Raw genomic sequence first — 14,478 nt, 5'->3', positions numbered from 1 at the left:
CTGAAGGCCTGTCGCGGCCCTTATCGCATGGTTTACTTGTCGGTAAGCGGGTTGTACCACAGCTCGGCGCGGCCCAGCGGCGTTTGCGGCGACAGCGTCGGGTTGTGCAACTCGATCAGGCGGCGCCGGTGCAGGCCGCCGCGCTCGATGATCTTGCCCTTGTAGCGCTGGAACAGCGCGTCCAGGCTGCCGTCGCGTATCATCGTTTCCAGCCCCGTTTCGATGCGCTTGGCCAGCAGCTCGCCCTCGGCGTCGCGGCGCACGAAGAAGTAGCGCGGCAGCGGATAGTGCAGCAGCAAGGTCGGCTCCAACGCCAGTTGCGGCTGGCTGGCGCTGCGTTCGGCGAATTCGCGCCCGGCCTCGTCGGCGGCGCGCGAGAAGAAATCGAAACGTTTCGCGTCCAACATCGCAAACAAGCCATCGTAGGTCGAACCCTCGACCACCTCGATGCCGGCGCCGCGCAGGATGGCCACGTCGGCCCAGTCCTTGCCCAGGCCGGCGCGCAGGCCGCGCAGGTCCTTGACGCCGCGCACCGCCGCGAAGCGCGGCAGGTCCTCCTGGCGCACCAGGAACACGCGGTAACCCAGCAAGCCCTTGTCGACCGGGATGCGGATCGGCAGGAAGGCCCGTTCCAGCTCGGCGTCGGTGGCGCGCACGAAGATGTTGATGCGGCCGGCCGGCTGCGCCAGCTCCTGGGTGATGCGCTGCGGCGACATGCTGGCGGCGGCCGGCCGCATCTCGAACGAGCCGAAGCGCGCGCTGGTTTTTTCCAGCGCGGTGCGCAACACGGTCCAGTCGTAGTCGTAGCGGCTGTCGATGTTGAAGGTGGTCAGCGGATAGACCAGATGGCTATCGGTGGCCGCGGAGGGGAGGGGCGCGCACAGTCCCGCCAGCAGCGCCCAGCAGGCGGTGGCGGTCCGGACAGCCCTTGTGTGCTTCATCGCTTGCTCGGTCCATGGGAAGAATCCCCGTCAGTGTGCCATGCCGGACAGTAATGGATCAAGCTTTTAGGCAATTTCCTCCAGCCATCACCACCTCGATGCCCATGGTCCGGTAGGGTGCCAGCAGGGCCTCGTCGACGCCGGCGTGGACGACGATGGCGCCGACGCTGCTGAGCGGCGCGATCTGGTAGGGCGAGGCGGTGCGCAGTTTCTCCGGCGAGGCCAGCACCACGGTGCGCCGCGCCGCCTGGCTGATGGCGCGCTTGACGCCGGCCTCGTCGTAGTCGCCGGTGGTGATGCCGGCCTGCGGGTCCAGGCTGCACACGCCCATGAAGTAGAGGTCGGTGCGGATTTGCGCGATCGCCTCCAGCGCCGCCGGCCCCATGGTCACGATGGAGTGCTTGAACAGGCGGCCGCCGATCAGGATCACCTCGATGTGGGCGTGCTCGACCAGCTCCAGCGCCACCGACGGGCTGTGCGTGACCACCGTGGCGCGCAGTTCGGCCGGCAGGGCGCGGGCCAGTTGCACGGCGGTGGTGCCGCCGTCGATGAACACCACCTGGCCGGGCTCGACCATGGCGGCGGCGGCCCGGCCGATGGCCGGCTTGGCCTCGCCGGCGATCTGCTGGCGCTGGGCGAAGTTGGCCATCGCCGGCGAGGCCGGCAGCGGCAGCGCGCCGCCGTGGACGCGCTGCAACAGGCCCTCGCGCGCCAGCTCGCGCAGGTCGCGGCGGATGGTGTCCTCGGACAGGCCGAGTTGTTCGCTGAGCGCCTTGGCGACGATCTGGCCGTCCTGTTTGAGCAGGTTGAGCAGCAACTCCTTGCGCTGGCGGGTCAACATGGCGGCTTCCTTTGCATGAAATTTCTTGATATTGCACGATATTGCATGATATTGTTTAAATATGCAAGTCCCATCCACCCCGCCAGGAGCGCCGCCATGCCCGCAGAACAGGTTTCAGAACACGTCCGCATCCACCAAGTCGAAACCCTGTCCGACGACTGGTATGTGCTGAGAAAAACCACCTTCGACTACCGCCGCCGCGACGGCCGCTGGCAAACCTTGACGCGCGAGACCTACGACCGCGGCCACGGCGCCACCATCCTGCTGTACAACCTGGAACGGCGCAGCGTGATCCTGATCCGCCAGTTCCGCTTCCCCTGCTACGGCCCGCGGCACGACGGCTTTTTGATCGAAACGCCGGCCGGCCTGCTCGACCACGCCAGCGCCGAGCAGCGCATCCAGGCCGAGGTGGAGGAGGAGACCGGCTACCGCGTCAGCGCGGTGCGCAAGGTGTTCGAAGCCTTCATGAGTCCCGGCTCGGTGACCGAGCGCCTGCATTTCTTCGTCGCCGAATATGCGCCCGCCGCGCGCGTCGGCGCCGGCGGCGGCCTCGCCGAGGAGGGCGAGGACATCGAGGTGCTGGAGTTGCCGATGCAACAGGCGATGGCGATGGTGGCGTCCGGCGAGATCGCCGATGGCAAGACCATCATGCTGCTGCAATACGCCGCGCTGGCGCTGTTCGCCGCCGCGCCGGCGCCGATGCCGCGTGAAGTAAGTTGATACATGGAAACAGTATCTAACACACAATTTGTTGCCGTTCCAGCCATGCCGGAGAAAATTCTGAAAATTGCAAATTAGCAACAGAATTCGGCTATTTGGCCGAGCACGTTTGACATGCGCCACGCATTCTTCGTATGCTAGGGCTAGGAGTTTTCCACACGCCGTCCGGCCGGACGGCGGGGAGGCTCGCCGCCCCTACAGGCAACCATTCTTCATGGCCTCAACCCCGCCTGCAGATTGTAGTCACCGGCCGGAACCGAGCACGGTTCCCTGACCGGAAACCTCTACAACGGCGCGCGCCGACATGGCGCCGCCGGCAACGATACGGAGAGATGGAACATGAAACCTGTTTTGCAACGGCTGCTGCCGCTTTGCCTGGGCTTGATCGCCTTCACCGCGCAAGCCCAAACCGGCGCCGCCGCCGATGGCGCGCCGGCCGCGCCGGCCGCCGCGCCGCTGACGGCCAACGTCACGTTGGCGTCGCAATACATCTCGCGCGGCTTCCGCCAGACCTGGGGCCAGCCGGCCCTGCAGGGCGGCGCCGACTACGCCTTTCCCAACGGCTTCTCGGTGGGCACCTGGTTGTCGACGATGAGCAACCGCTACATCGAGAACGGCACGCTGGAATGGGACCTGTACGGCGCCTACACCGGCGCCGCCGGCGACCTCGGCTACAGCGCCGCCGTCTACTACTACAAGTATCCGGGCGCCGAATACAAGGCCAGCGCCACCAAGTACGACTACAGCGAGCTGTCCTTCGGCGCCACCTACAAGATGCTGTACGCCAAGTACAACTACACCATCAGCCATGACTTCTTCGGCATCGTCGACGCGCGCGGCACCGGCTACCTGGACATCGGCGCCAACCTCGACCTAGGCGACGGCTACACCTTGAACCTGCACGCCGGCGACGGCCGCGTCGCCAACAACAGCATGTGGAACTGGCGCGACCTGAAAGTGGGCGTCAGCAAGACCCTGCCGGGCGGCTTCACGCTGGCGGCCGCCTACACCAAGGCCAAGGGCGCCACCAACGCCTACGACAATTACACGCTCGGCATTCCCAACTCGGCCGGCGTGGTCGAGACCTCGAACCCGGCCGACGGCACCCTGGTGCTGGCCCTGACCAAGACGTTCTGAACGAGCGGCGCGGCGCCCGCCGCCGCGCCCTGATCCACAAAGGAATCCCGCATGAACCTCGACACCTCCGCCCAGCGCCCCGGCCGTTTCGCCAACGGCCGCGCCCTGCAACTGTCGCTCAACAGCAAGATCTGCGCCGCCGCCACCGCGTTGGTGGTGCTCAGCCTGGGCATCACCGCCACCGTCATCGGCGTGCGCAGCAGCGCCAGCGCCGAGGCCGCCGCGATGGAGCTGGCGCGCACCTCGGCGCGCGAAGTGGCCGGCGCGCTGCAAAGCCGCATCGGCACCAACCTGTCGGCCGTCATCAACCTGTCCGGCGCCATGCGCGCCACCCGTGGCGCCAGCCATGCCTTGGCGCGCGAGCAGATCCACGACATGGTCAAGGCCACGCTGGGCGGCTCGGAGGACTTGATCGGCGCCGCCGTCACCTGGGAGCCGAACGCGCTCGACGGCAAGGACGCCGACTTCGCCGACAAGAAGCCCTGGTACGACGCCAGCGGCCGCTTCATGCCCTACTTCACGCGCGGCAACGGCGGCGCCGTCAACATCGAACCCATCGTGTTCGACAGCGCGCCCGGCGCCAACGACTGGTACGACATTCCCAAACGTAGCGGCAAGGTGTTCTTCACCGAGCCCTACAACTATCCCGTCGACGGCAAGAACGTGCTGATGGCCTCGCTGGTCGCGCCGATCATGGTCGAGGGCAAATTCCAGGGCGTCGCCAGCGCCGACTTCATGCTGACCCGGCTGAGCAAGATCCTGGCCGAGCTGAAGGTGATCGACGGCGCCAAGCTCAGCCTGGTTTCCAACGGCGGCCTGTACGCCAGCAACCCGCTGGCCGAGCGTCTCGGCAAGAAGGCCGACGACATCCCCGAGGCCGGCCTGGCCGCCGTGCGCGCCGGCCAGGGCTTCGAGTTTTCCGACGCCGCCGGCTACATCCACCTGCTGCAGCCGCTGTTCATCCACGCCGACAGCGCGCCCTGGAGCGTGCAGCTGAGCTTCCCGAAAAGCGTCGCCACCGCCTCGGCGCGCGAACTGCTGTGGTACACCCTGGCCGTGGCGCTGATCTGCGCCGTGGCCACCGCCGTCATCCTGATCGGCGTGGTCTACCGCCTGACCGCGCCGCTGCGCACCCTGGGCGCGACGATGACCGGGTTGTCCAGCGGCGAGGCCGACCTCAGCGTCCAGTTGGCCGTCAAGGGCACCGACGAGCTGGCCGTCATCGGCGCCGGCTTCAACGCCTTCGTCGAGAAGATCCACAGCGTGCTGCTCGACGTGCGCGTCAGCGCCGAGAACGTGGCGCGCGGCAGCTCCGAAATCTCGCACGGCAACAGCGACCTGTCGGCCCGCACCGAGCAGCAGGCCAGCGCGCTGGAGGAAACCGCCGCCTCCATCGAGCAATTGACCAGCACCGTCAAGGAAAACGCCGAGAACGCGCGCCAGGCCAACGAGCTGGCCGGCTCCGCCTCGGAGGTGGCGCAGAAGAGTGGCGCCGTGGTGGCCCAGGTGGTCGACACCATGGCCTCGATCAACCAGTCGTCCAACAAGATCGTCGACATCATCAGCGTGATCGACGGCATCGCCTTCCAGACCAATATCCTGGCGCTCAACGCGGCGGTCGAAGCGGCCCGCGCCGGCGAGCAGGGCCGCGGCTTCGCCGTCGTCGCCAGCGAGGTGCGCAACCTGGCCCAGCGCAGCGCCTCGGCGGCCAAGGAGATCAAGGCCTTGATCGACGACTCGGTCGGCAAGGTGGCCATCGGCAGCAAGTTGGTCAACGAAGCCGGCAGCACGATGGACGAGGTGGTCAGCAGCGTGCGCCGGGTGACGGCGATCATGAGCGAGATCACCGTGGCGACGCACGAGCAGAGCGAGGGCATCGCCCAGGTCAACCAGGCCATCACCCAGATGGACGGCGTGACGCAGCAGAACGCCGCGCTGGTGGAAGAAGCGGCGGCGGCGGCGGAAAGCCTGCAGGAGCAGGCCAGCCATCTGGCCCAGGCGGTCAGCGTGTTCAAGCTTGACGAGAGCAGGGCGGCGCCGCGCGCCTTGGCGCCGGCTTCCGCGCCGATGCGCGCGGCGGCCGCCAAGGCCACGCCGGTCAAGCTGGCTTCGGCACGGCCGGCGTCCAAGCCGGTCGCCGCGAGCCAGCCGGCGGCGCGTCCGGCCGCCAAGGCCAAGGCCTCGGCCAGCGCCGACAGCGAGTGGGAAGAGTTTTAGGCGCGTGGACGAGTGAGGGGTGAATTTGCACGTGCCGCACTCGCACTCGCACTCGCACTTTGTCTTGGCATTTTTTTGATGTCGGCCAAGTCCGCAAATCGCTGCCATCGTTCGCTCGTGCGAATCCGCAGTAGAATTCAAATTTGCGGTTCGGAGGCTGTGTCATGCAAACTCAACTTGAACGATTGGCACTTGATGCCTTAAAGCTAACCTTGCCTGAGCGAGCGGAACTCGCTCAGTTACTGCTGGCCAGCCTTGACGAGGATGCCGACATGGATGAGGTTTTGGCTGTGCGGTTGGAGCGCATGCGTGCCGCGAGCGAGGATGAAGCGCATACCGAATGGATGAGGCAACAGCTTGCCGAATCGCTCGCGGACCCATCCTCCAATCTCTCGCATGAACAGGTCATGGCCGATGTACAAGCCGTGATTGACGCCAAGCGGAAACAGCATGCCGACAAGGCCGCGTCTTGAGTGGCGGCTTCGCGCCCGCCTTGACCTTATGGGAATTGTCGCCGGCATTGCCGACGACAACCCCGACGCCGCACAACTTCTGAAAGAGGAGATCGAGAAGAAAGTCAGCAAGCTTCCGGAGTATCCGAAGCTATACAAGATGTCGGCTCGGCTGGACGGCATGCGCGAGATGGTCGTGCGCCGCAACTACATTGTGCTTTACCGCGAGACGTCGCAGTTGGTGGAAATCATGAACGTGCTTTCCGCTCATCGGCAATTGCCGCCGTCGCATCGCCAATGAAAATGGCGGTCCGCATCTTCTGCGGGACCGCCATCGCTTGCTTCTCAATCAATCAAAACGAGGCGCACGCCTCGGGTCAAGCGCGCCTTAGCGCGACTTGACGAACGGCGTGCCCAGCGCTTTCGGCGCCACCGACTTGGCCATCAGGCCGGCCAGCACGATCACCGTCACCACATACGGCACCATCTGGATCAGCGAGCCGGGGATGCGGCCGATGCCGGGCAGGTCGACGCCTTCGATTTGGATCTGCACGGCGCCGAAGAAGCCGAACATCAAACAGCCGAGGAAGGTGTAGACGGGACGCCAGTTGCCGAACACCATGGCCGTCAAGGCCAGGTAGCCGGCGCCGGCCGACATGTCGCGCAGGAAGAAACCGCTCTGCACGATGGCCAGGTAGGCGCCCGAGAACGAACACAGCACACCGGCCACCAGCATCGCCATGTAACGCTGCCGCTCGACGCTGACGCCGGCCGCGTCGGCGGCGTGCGGGTTCTCGCCGCAGGCGCGCAGGCGCAGGCCGAAGCGGCTGTGGTACAGCACCCAGTGCACCAGCGGCACCAGGCCGAAGGCCAGGTACACCAGCACCGAGTGGCCGCCGATCAAATGCGCGTACAACCAGCCGATGAAGGGGATGCCCTCGACGGCGGCGCTGCCCGGCAACACCACGTCGAACAGGCGCGCCTGGCCCAGGTCCGGCGTGCGGCCGCCCTGCTGGAAGAAGAACTGCGCCACCACGAAGGTCAACCCGCTCATGGCGATGTTGATGGCGATGCCGGCCACCAGCTGGTTGCCCTTTTGCGTGATGCTGACGTAGCCCTGCAGGGTGGCCAGCGCCACCGAGACCAGTACGCCGGCGGCCACGCCGTACCACGGGTTCTGCGTGGCGAAGGCCACCGCCGCCGAGGTGAAGGCGCTGGCCAGGATTTTGCCCTCCAGGCCGATGTCGATCACGCCGGAGCGTTCGGCGAACAGGCCGGCCATGGCGGCGAAGATGAGCACCGGCGCGTTGCGCACGGTCGATACCAGGATGCTGGCGAAGTGGAAGTCGTCGAATGTCATGATGGTTCCCTTATCCCTTGTTGCGCTTGAGCAGGGCGGCGATCGTCGGCGCGTAGAAATTCTCCATGGCGCCGCAGAACAGGATGATCAGGCCCTGGATAAAGATGAAGGTTTCGGTCGGAATGTTCGGCTTTTCCAGCGACAGGTCGAAGCCGCCCTGGATCAGCGCGCCGAACAGCACGGCCGACAGGAAGATGCCGACCGGGTGCTGGCGCCCCATCAGCGCGATGGCGATGCCGACGAAGCCGGCGCCGCCGACGAAGTTCAAACTCAGGTAGTGGGTCGAGCCCATGATCGAGTTGACCGAACCGAGGCCGGCCAGCGCGCCCGAGATCAGCATGACGGTGATGATCATCTTGCTGATGCGGATGCCGGCGTAGTGGGCGGCGTGCTGGTTCAGACCGGTGGCGCGCAGCTTGAAGCCCCAGGCCGAGCGCTTGACCATCAGGCCGTACACGGCCAGCGCGCCTATCGCCAGCAGGAAGCTGATGTTGAGCGGGGTCTCGCCGAGGATCGGGAACCAGGTGTTCAGGCGCGGCATGGCGCCGCTGTCGGCGAAGGCGCGGCTGGCGGTGTTTTGCTCGCCGGCCGGGATCAGGTATTTGACGATGATGAAGTTCATCAGCGAGGCGCAGATGAAGTTGAACATGATCGTCGTCACCACCACGTGGCTGCCGCGCTTGGCCTGCAGATAGCCGGGCAAGAAGCCCCACAGCGCGCCGAACAGGGCGGCGCCGCCCATCGCCACCGGGATCAGCGCCCAGGCCGGCAGCGAGCCGTCGAAGGCCAGCATGGCCAAGGTCAGGCCCAGGCCGCCGAAGTACATCTGCCCTTCGGCGCCGATGTTGAACAGGCCGGCCTGCATGGCGATCGACACGGCCAGGCCGGTGAAGATGAAGGTCGAGGCGTAGAACAGGGTGTAGCTCAGCCCCTCGGGGTTGACGATGGCGCTGTTGACCAGGATGCCCAGCGACTCGGCCGGGTTTTCACCGAGCAGATAGATCACCAGGGCGGCCACCAACAGGGCCGACAGCAGATTCAAAACGGGCAGGACGAAGGCGCTCGCCCAGCGTGGCAGGTCGTGGTTGTTCATGATTTGTGCATCCCGCCCATCAGCAAGCCGATGCGGGTGGTGTCGAATTCTTCAATTTTCAGTTCGCCGGTGATGCGCCCGCCGCACATGACGAGGATGCGGTCGGCCAGCGCCCGCACCTCCTCCAGTTCGACCGACACCAGCAGGATCGCCACGCCGCTATCGCGCAGCGCCAGCAGTTGTTTGTGGATGCTTTCGATGGTGCCGATGTCGACGCCACGGGTCGGCTGGCCGACCAGCATCAGCTTGGGTTGCGCCAGCACCTCGCGGGCGATCACCACCTTCTGCTGGTTGCCGCCGGAGAGCAGGCCGATGCGCTGGTCGCCGTTGGCCGGGCGCACGTCGAAGGTTTGCATCAACGCGGCGCAGCGCGCCGCGATGGCCTTGAAGTCGAACAGGCCCCAGCGGTTCTTCAGCTGGTCCTGGTAACCGAGGATGGTGTTGTGCATCACCGAGAAGCTCTTCACCACGCCGTCGCGCAGGCGGTCCTCCGGAATGTGGGCGATGCCCAGTTCGCGGAAGGTGCGCGGCAGGCCGTCGGCGTCGGCGCGCTTGGCGAAGGGCAGGTCCTTGCCCTCGAAGCGCAGCCGGCCCGAGGTGGGCAGGCGCATGCCCGACAAAATCTCCATCAACTCGCTCTGGCCGTTGCCGGACACGCCGGCGATGGCGACGATCTCGCCGGCGCGCAGGGTGAAGCCGATGTCGCTCAGCAGCTTGACCTGCTGCGCGTCTTGCAACTGCAGGCCGCTCACTTCGAGCATCGCCGCGCCCGGATTGTAGGGCGCGCGCGGCAGGTTGTTCTCGATCGGCCGGCCGACCATCATGTTGGCCAGCTCCTCCTTCGAGGTGCCGGCCGTGGCCACGGCGCCGACCACGCGGCCGCCGCGCATCACGGTGACGGTGTCGGTGATGTCGAGGATCTCCTGCAGCTTGTGGGTGATCAGCACGATGGTCTTGCCCTGCTCCTTGAACAGGCGCAGGATCTCGAACAGCGAGGCGGTCTCCTGCGCCGTCAGCACGGCGGTCGGCTCGTCGAGGATCAAAATGTTGGCGCTGCGGTAGATCTGCTTGAGGATCTCGACGCGCTGCTGCGCCCCCACCGACAAGTCGGCGATGACGGCCAGCGGGTCGACGTCGAGCCGGTAGCGCTGGCAGATCTCGCGCAGCCTGGCCTCGGTGGCGGCGCGGTGGCGCGCCAGCTGGAAGCCGCCCTCGGTGCCCAGCATGACGTTGTCGAGCACCGTCATGTTCTCGACCAGCATGAAGTGCTGGTGCACCATGCCGATGCCCAGGCGGATCGCCTCCTGGCTGTTGCGGATCTGGTGGACCTGGCCGTCGAGCAGGAGATCGCCGCCGTCGGCGCGATAGTAACCGTACAGGATGCTCATCAGGGTCGATTTGCCGGCGCCGTTTTCTCCCACCAGGCCGTGGATCGAGCCCTTGGCGATGGTGAAACTGACGTCCGTGTTCGCCTTCACATGTCCAAAGTGCTTGGAGATGTTGCGAAATTCTACAGCTGGCTGCATAGGATCGATTTTAATTAACAACGCGCCGCGCGGGGACGGACCCCGGCGGCGCGTTCAGTGGTGAAGAGGGGAATTAAACCGGGCAGCTATTGCCGACGCGATAGTCGATGACCTTGATTTTGCCGTCGATGATGTCCTTGCGCGCACCCAGTACGCGCTTCTCGATCTCGGGGCTGATCAGCTTGCGGTTGTTGTCGTCCAGCGCCCAATCGACGCCGCCTTCCTTCAGGCCCTTGGCGGTGACGCCGGCCTTCCAGGTGCCGGCCTTCATCTGCATGAAGGAGTCGTAGACGGCGTTGTCGACCCGCTTGACCATCGAGGTCAGGATGCTGCCGGGGTAGAGGCCGTTCTGGTTCGAATCGACGCCGATCGCCAGCTTGCCCTTTTCCTTGGCCGTTTGCAGCGTGCCCATGCCGCTGCCGCCGGCGACGGCGAACACCACGTCGACGCCGCGGTCGAACTGCGAACGGGCCAGCTCGCCGCCCTTGGCCGGATCGTTCCAGGCGCTGGAGGTGGTGCCGACCATGTTTTGCGTCACTTCGGCCTTGGCGAAGGCGGCCTTGGCGCCCTGCGTGTAGCCGCAGGCGAAGGTGCGGATCAGCGGAATGTCGATGCCGCCGATGAAGCCGAGCTTCTTGCTCTTGGAGGCCATGGCGGCGGCCACGCCGACCAGGTAGGAACCTTCCTCTTCCTTGAAGGTCACCGAGTTGACGTTGGCGCCCTGGGCCACGCCGTCGATCAGCACGAAGCGCACCTTGGGGAACTCCTTGGCGACCTTTTGCACCGCCTGGGTCTGGGCGAAGCCGATCGAGGCGATCAGGTCGAGGTTCTTGCGCGCCAGGCCGCGCAGCACCTGCTCGGCCTGGGTGTCGCTGGAGGCTTGCACCTCGATGAATTTGATGTTGGTTTCCTTCTGGAAGCGCGTGGCGCCTTCAAAAGCGGACTGGTTGAACGACTTGTCGAACTTGCCGCCTGCGTCATACACGATGCCCAGTTTTGGGTCAGCCGCGGACGCTTGGGCAGCAACGAACAATGCTGCAATCGTCAAACTAAATTGTGTAAGTTTCATGAATTGGCTCCTGGAAGTTCGATATTGTATATTTTTATTGGGCTAAACATGTACTTTGGGGCCGGCCGGGGCGCCGAAAGCCCGATTATTAGAGGCCCGCCTCGGCGCCGCCGCGCCAAAATATTGTTCAACCATCATTAAAAACGCCGCCGATGGAAAACGCCGGCGGCGTCGAATTGTTGGTAAAAACAAAATCAGCGAGACTTGGTTGTCGCCGGCTTCGCCTCCCGCCGCGCTCCTTGTGGTGCCACCGCAACAACAGCGGCGCCTTGGCGGGCGCCGCCGGACTGTGGTTTTTTCGGCAGTTGCGCGCAAAAAACCACACCGCCGGGCCGCTTCGGCCGGCCTGTCGCGGCGCCGTTGCAAGACCGCCGCCGGCGCCGCTGCGCCGCGTCCGGCGGGCGGCGGGCCTGTCCGCCAGCCCCTTGCGGGCGCCGCCGCCACCCGCTTGGGACGCTATGCTGACAACTATGCACAGGATTTATATGTTCGACAAATACGTTTTTATTTGTCTATTTATATGAAATTCATATGAATAAATACCGGAAGAAAGTGATTTCCTGTCAATTTTTATTCATGCTAGCATTTCCGAAGCCGCACTTTTTGCAAACTGCTTGGTGGATAATTTGACATCTTCCATCCGGCACCGGCCCGTCGTCCGACGCGGCCCGCCCGCATGGCGGCATCCGATTCGATCCACGCTTAATCCACGCACATCCCGAGGGAGTTGGTCCATGATGAAGAACCAGACACACCGCTTCGCCGCCCGTTCGCTGATCGCCCTGGCGGTCGCCGCCGCCTTCCCGCAGTCGGCCGCCTGGGCCGCCGACGCCGCCGCCGAGAATGCCGCCGCCGAGCCGGCGCCGGCCGCCAGGCAGGGCAACCAGCTGGAGACCGTCATCGTCACCGCCCAGCGGCGCGCCGAGAACATCAAGGACGTGCCGATGGCCATTACCACCTTGAAGGGCGACAAGCTCGACGTGTTGACCTCCGGCGGCCAGGACATCCGCTTCCTGTCCGGCCGCTCGCCCAGCCTGAACGTCGAATCCGACTACGGCCGCTCCTTCCCGCGCTTCTACATCCGCGGCCAGGGCAACACCGACTTCGACTTGAACGCCTCGCAGCCGGTCGGCCTGGTGGTCGACGACATCGTGCAGGAAAGCCCGATGTTGAAGGGCTTCCCGGTGTTCGACGTGGACCAGGTCGAGGTGTTGCGCGGACCGCAGGGCACCCTGTTCGGCCGCAACTCGCCGGCCGGCGTCATCAAATTCGACTCGGCCAAGCCGGTCTTCAAGACCGAGGGCTACGCCAGCATCGGCCTGGGCAACTACGGCGCCAAGAACGCCGAGGGCGCCTACAACCTGCCGCTCAGCGACACGGTGGCGCTGCGCCTGTCGCTGCAATCGCAGAACCGCGACAACCGCGTCCACAACAACCAGCCGAACGCGCCGACCCGGGACTTCGAGGGCTACCACGACAACGCCGGCCGCCTGCAATTGCTGGTCAAGCCGGGCAAGGACTTCAGCGCGCTGCTCAATCTGCACGGCCGCAACATGAACGGCAGCGCCACGCTGTTCCGCGCCAACGCGATCAAGAAGGGCAGCAGCGAGCTGGTCGACGGCTTCAACTACGGCGACTATCCGACCGACGGCGCCAACTCGCAGCATCTGCGCACCAAGGGCGCCAACCTGCACCTGCGCTGGGACCTGGACGGCCTGACCGTGCACTCGATCAGCGGCTACGAGAGCGCCGACTTCTACAGCCGCGCCGACGTCGACGGCGGTTACGGCGCCGCCTACGCCTTGCCGATGGGGCCGGGCACCATCCCGTTCGCGCTGGAGACGGCCGACCTGCTGCCCGACCACAAGCAGCTGACCCAGGAAGTGCGCGTCGAATCGAACTACAAGGGACCGCTGCAGTGGATCGCCGGCCTGTTCTACTTCAAGGAGGAGATGCAGATCGACAGCATCGCCTTCGACACCTTCTTGCCGGGCAATCCGCAGAAGTCCTCGTATTCGCAGCAAAACCAGACGGCGCGCTCCTGGGCCGCCTTCGGCTCGCTCAACTACACCGTCAGCGACAAGTTGAAACTGCGCGGCGGCCTGCGCTACACCAGCGACAAGAAGGAATTCGCCGCCAAGCGGGTCGAGGGTGTCACCGCCGGCCCGTTCCAGGTCAACCGCGACTCGTCCAACGTCAGCTGGGACGTCTCCGGCACCTATGAACTGGACAAGAACAGCAACCTGTTCGGCCGCGTCGCCACCGGCTACCGCGCGCCGTCGATCCAGGGCCGCCTGTACGGCCTGGGCGACCGGCCGACCGTGGCCAACGCCGAGAAGGTGCTGTCGGTCGAAGGCGGCGTCAAGCAGGACTTGTTCGACAAGCGCGCCCGCCTGTCGGCCAGCGTGTTCCAGTACCGCGTCACCGACAAGCAGCTGACCGCCGGCAGCGGCGTCGTCAACCAGAACCAGCTGATCAACGCCGACAAGGTGATCGGCCAGGGCATCGAGCTGGACTTCCAGGCCAACCTGTCCGACTCGCTGCGCCTGACCCTGGGCGGCAGCTACAACGACACCGAGATCAAGGACGACAAGCTGTTCATCAGCTATTGCGGCGGTCCCTGCACGCCGACCAACCCGGCCGGCCCGTCCGCCGGCACCTCGCGCGTCAACGGCAACCCGCTGCCGCGCGCGCCCCAGTGGCAGGGCAACTTCACGCTGCGCTACAGCACCGCCATGGGCGACGGCGAGTTCTTCGCGCTGACCGACTGGGCCTACCGCAGCACCTACAATATGTTCCTGTACGAGGCCAAGGAGTACAAGGCCAAGTCGCTGGTCGAGGGCGGCCTGCGGGTCGGCTACAAGTGGGACCGCTACGAGGTGGCGGCCTTCGCCCGCAACATCACCGACAAGGTGCAGGTGGTCGGCGCGATCGACATCAACAACCTGGCGGCCATCACCAACGAACCGCGCACCCTGGGCGTGCAGTTCAAGACCAACTTCTGACCCGGCCTGCCGGCCAAGCACAAAAAACCGCGCGTCGCCCGACGCGCGGTTTTTTTTTGGTATGCAAGGCGCCAGGGAGGCTGGCGGACCCCAGCGGCAACAAGCCGGGGTCGGACC

The 14,478-nt window shown here is 65.5% G+C and carries 12 protein-coding genes; 6 read left to right on the top strand and 6 right to left on the bottom strand.

Annotated features, from left to right (window positions below):
• Positions 1-32: 32 nt before the first annotated feature.
• Together H7U20_RS17945 and H7U20_RS17940 are read right to left on the bottom strand one after the other, a co-directional pair.
• Positions 33-941, bottom strand: coding sequence for a substrate-binding periplasmic protein (locus tag H7U20_RS17945; RefSeq protein ID WP_233410863.1), 909 nt, complete (start codon positions 939-941; stop codon positions 33-35).
• A 58-nt stretch (positions 942-999) separates the two neighbouring features.
• Positions 1,000-1,782 carry a DeoR/GlpR family DNA-binding transcription regulator gene (locus H7U20_RS17940; protein ID WP_199760519.1) on the bottom strand — a complete coding sequence of 261 codons (783 nt, stop codon included), beginning with the start codon at positions 1,780-1,782 and terminating at the stop codon, positions 1,000-1,002.
• A 96-nt stretch (positions 1,783-1,878) separates the two neighbouring features.
• On the opposite strand from H7U20_RS17940, the gene H7U20_RS17935 reads away from it, so the two are divergent.
• The 5 genes from H7U20_RS17935 to H7U20_RS17915 all read left to right on the top strand — a co-directional run bounded on the left by H7U20_RS17935 (position 1,879) and on the right by H7U20_RS17915 (position 6,609).
• Positions 1,879-2,502 carry an NUDIX domain-containing protein gene (locus H7U20_RS17935; RefSeq protein WP_199760518.1) on the top strand — a complete coding sequence of 208 codons (624 nt, stop codon included), beginning with the start codon at positions 1,879-1,881 and terminating at the stop codon, positions 2,500-2,502.
• Positions 2,503-2,841: 339 nt separating this feature from the next.
• Positions 2,842-3,639, top strand: a complete 798-nt coding sequence (locus H7U20_RS17930; RefSeq protein ID WP_199760517.1) for a TorF family putative porin — start codon at positions 2,842-2,844, stop codon at positions 3,637-3,639.
• 51 nt (positions 3,640-3,690) lie between these two features.
• On the top strand, positions 3,691-5,856 hold the full coding sequence (locus tag H7U20_RS17925; RefSeq protein WP_199760516.1) for a methyl-accepting chemotaxis protein: 2,166 nt from the start codon (positions 3,691-3,693) through the stop codon (positions 5,854-5,856).
• A 164-nt stretch (positions 5,857-6,020) separates the two neighbouring features.
• A complete protein-coding gene (locus tag H7U20_RS17920) occupies positions 6,021-6,329 on the top strand; it encodes a hypothetical protein (protein ID WP_199760515.1) in 309 nt (102 codons plus the stop codon).
• Positions 6,307-6,609, top strand: a complete 303-nt coding sequence (locus tag H7U20_RS17915; RefSeq protein ID WP_199760514.1) for a type II toxin-antitoxin system RelE/ParE family toxin — start codon at positions 6,307-6,309, stop codon at positions 6,607-6,609. Before H7U20_RS17920 ends, H7U20_RS17915 begins: the two co-directional genes overlap by 23 nt.
• 87 nt (positions 6,610-6,696) lie before the next feature.
• Here the strand turns inward: H7U20_RS17915 and H7U20_RS17910 are convergent, their stop codons facing one another.
• The 4 genes from H7U20_RS17910 to H7U20_RS17895 form a co-directional block, all read right to left on the bottom strand.
• Positions 6,697-7,668, bottom strand: a complete 972-nt coding sequence (locus H7U20_RS17910; protein ID WP_199760513.1) for an ABC transporter permease — start codon at positions 7,666-7,668, stop codon at positions 6,697-6,699.
• Positions 7,669-7,678: 10 nt separating this feature from the next.
• A complete protein-coding gene (locus H7U20_RS17905; RefSeq protein ID WP_199760512.1) occupies positions 7,679-8,761 on the bottom strand; it encodes an ABC transporter permease in 1,083 nt (360 codons plus the stop codon).
• Positions 8,758-10,287 (bottom strand): ABC transporter ATP-binding protein, encoded by a 1,530-nt coding sequence (locus H7U20_RS17900; RefSeq protein ID WP_199760511.1) that lies wholly within the window; start codon positions 10,285-10,287, stop codon positions 8,758-8,760. Before H7U20_RS17900 ends, H7U20_RS17905 begins: the two co-directional genes overlap by 4 nt.
• A 73-nt stretch (positions 10,288-10,360) precedes the next feature.
• Positions 10,361-11,356: a BMP family lipoprotein gene (locus H7U20_RS17895; protein ID WP_199760510.1), complete on the bottom strand. Its 996-nt coding sequence runs from the start codon at positions 11,354-11,356 to the stop codon at positions 10,361-10,363.
• Between the two features lie 737 nt (positions 11,357-12,093).
• Between H7U20_RS17895 and H7U20_RS17890 the strand changes: the two genes are divergently transcribed.
• Positions 12,094-14,361 carry a TonB-dependent receptor gene (locus H7U20_RS17890; RefSeq protein WP_199760595.1) on the top strand — a complete coding sequence of 756 codons (2,268 nt, stop codon included), beginning with the start codon at positions 12,094-12,096 and terminating at the stop codon, positions 14,359-14,361.
• Positions 14,362-14,478: the final 117 nt, after the last annotated feature.

Source organism: Rugamonas violacea, from assembly GCF_016461825.1.
Lineage (GTDB): Bacteria > Pseudomonadota > Gammaproteobacteria > Burkholderiales > Burkholderiaceae_D > Rugamonas.
Note: the sequence above shows the minus strand (reverse complement) of the source record. Positions and strands in the feature narration are given on the sequence as shown.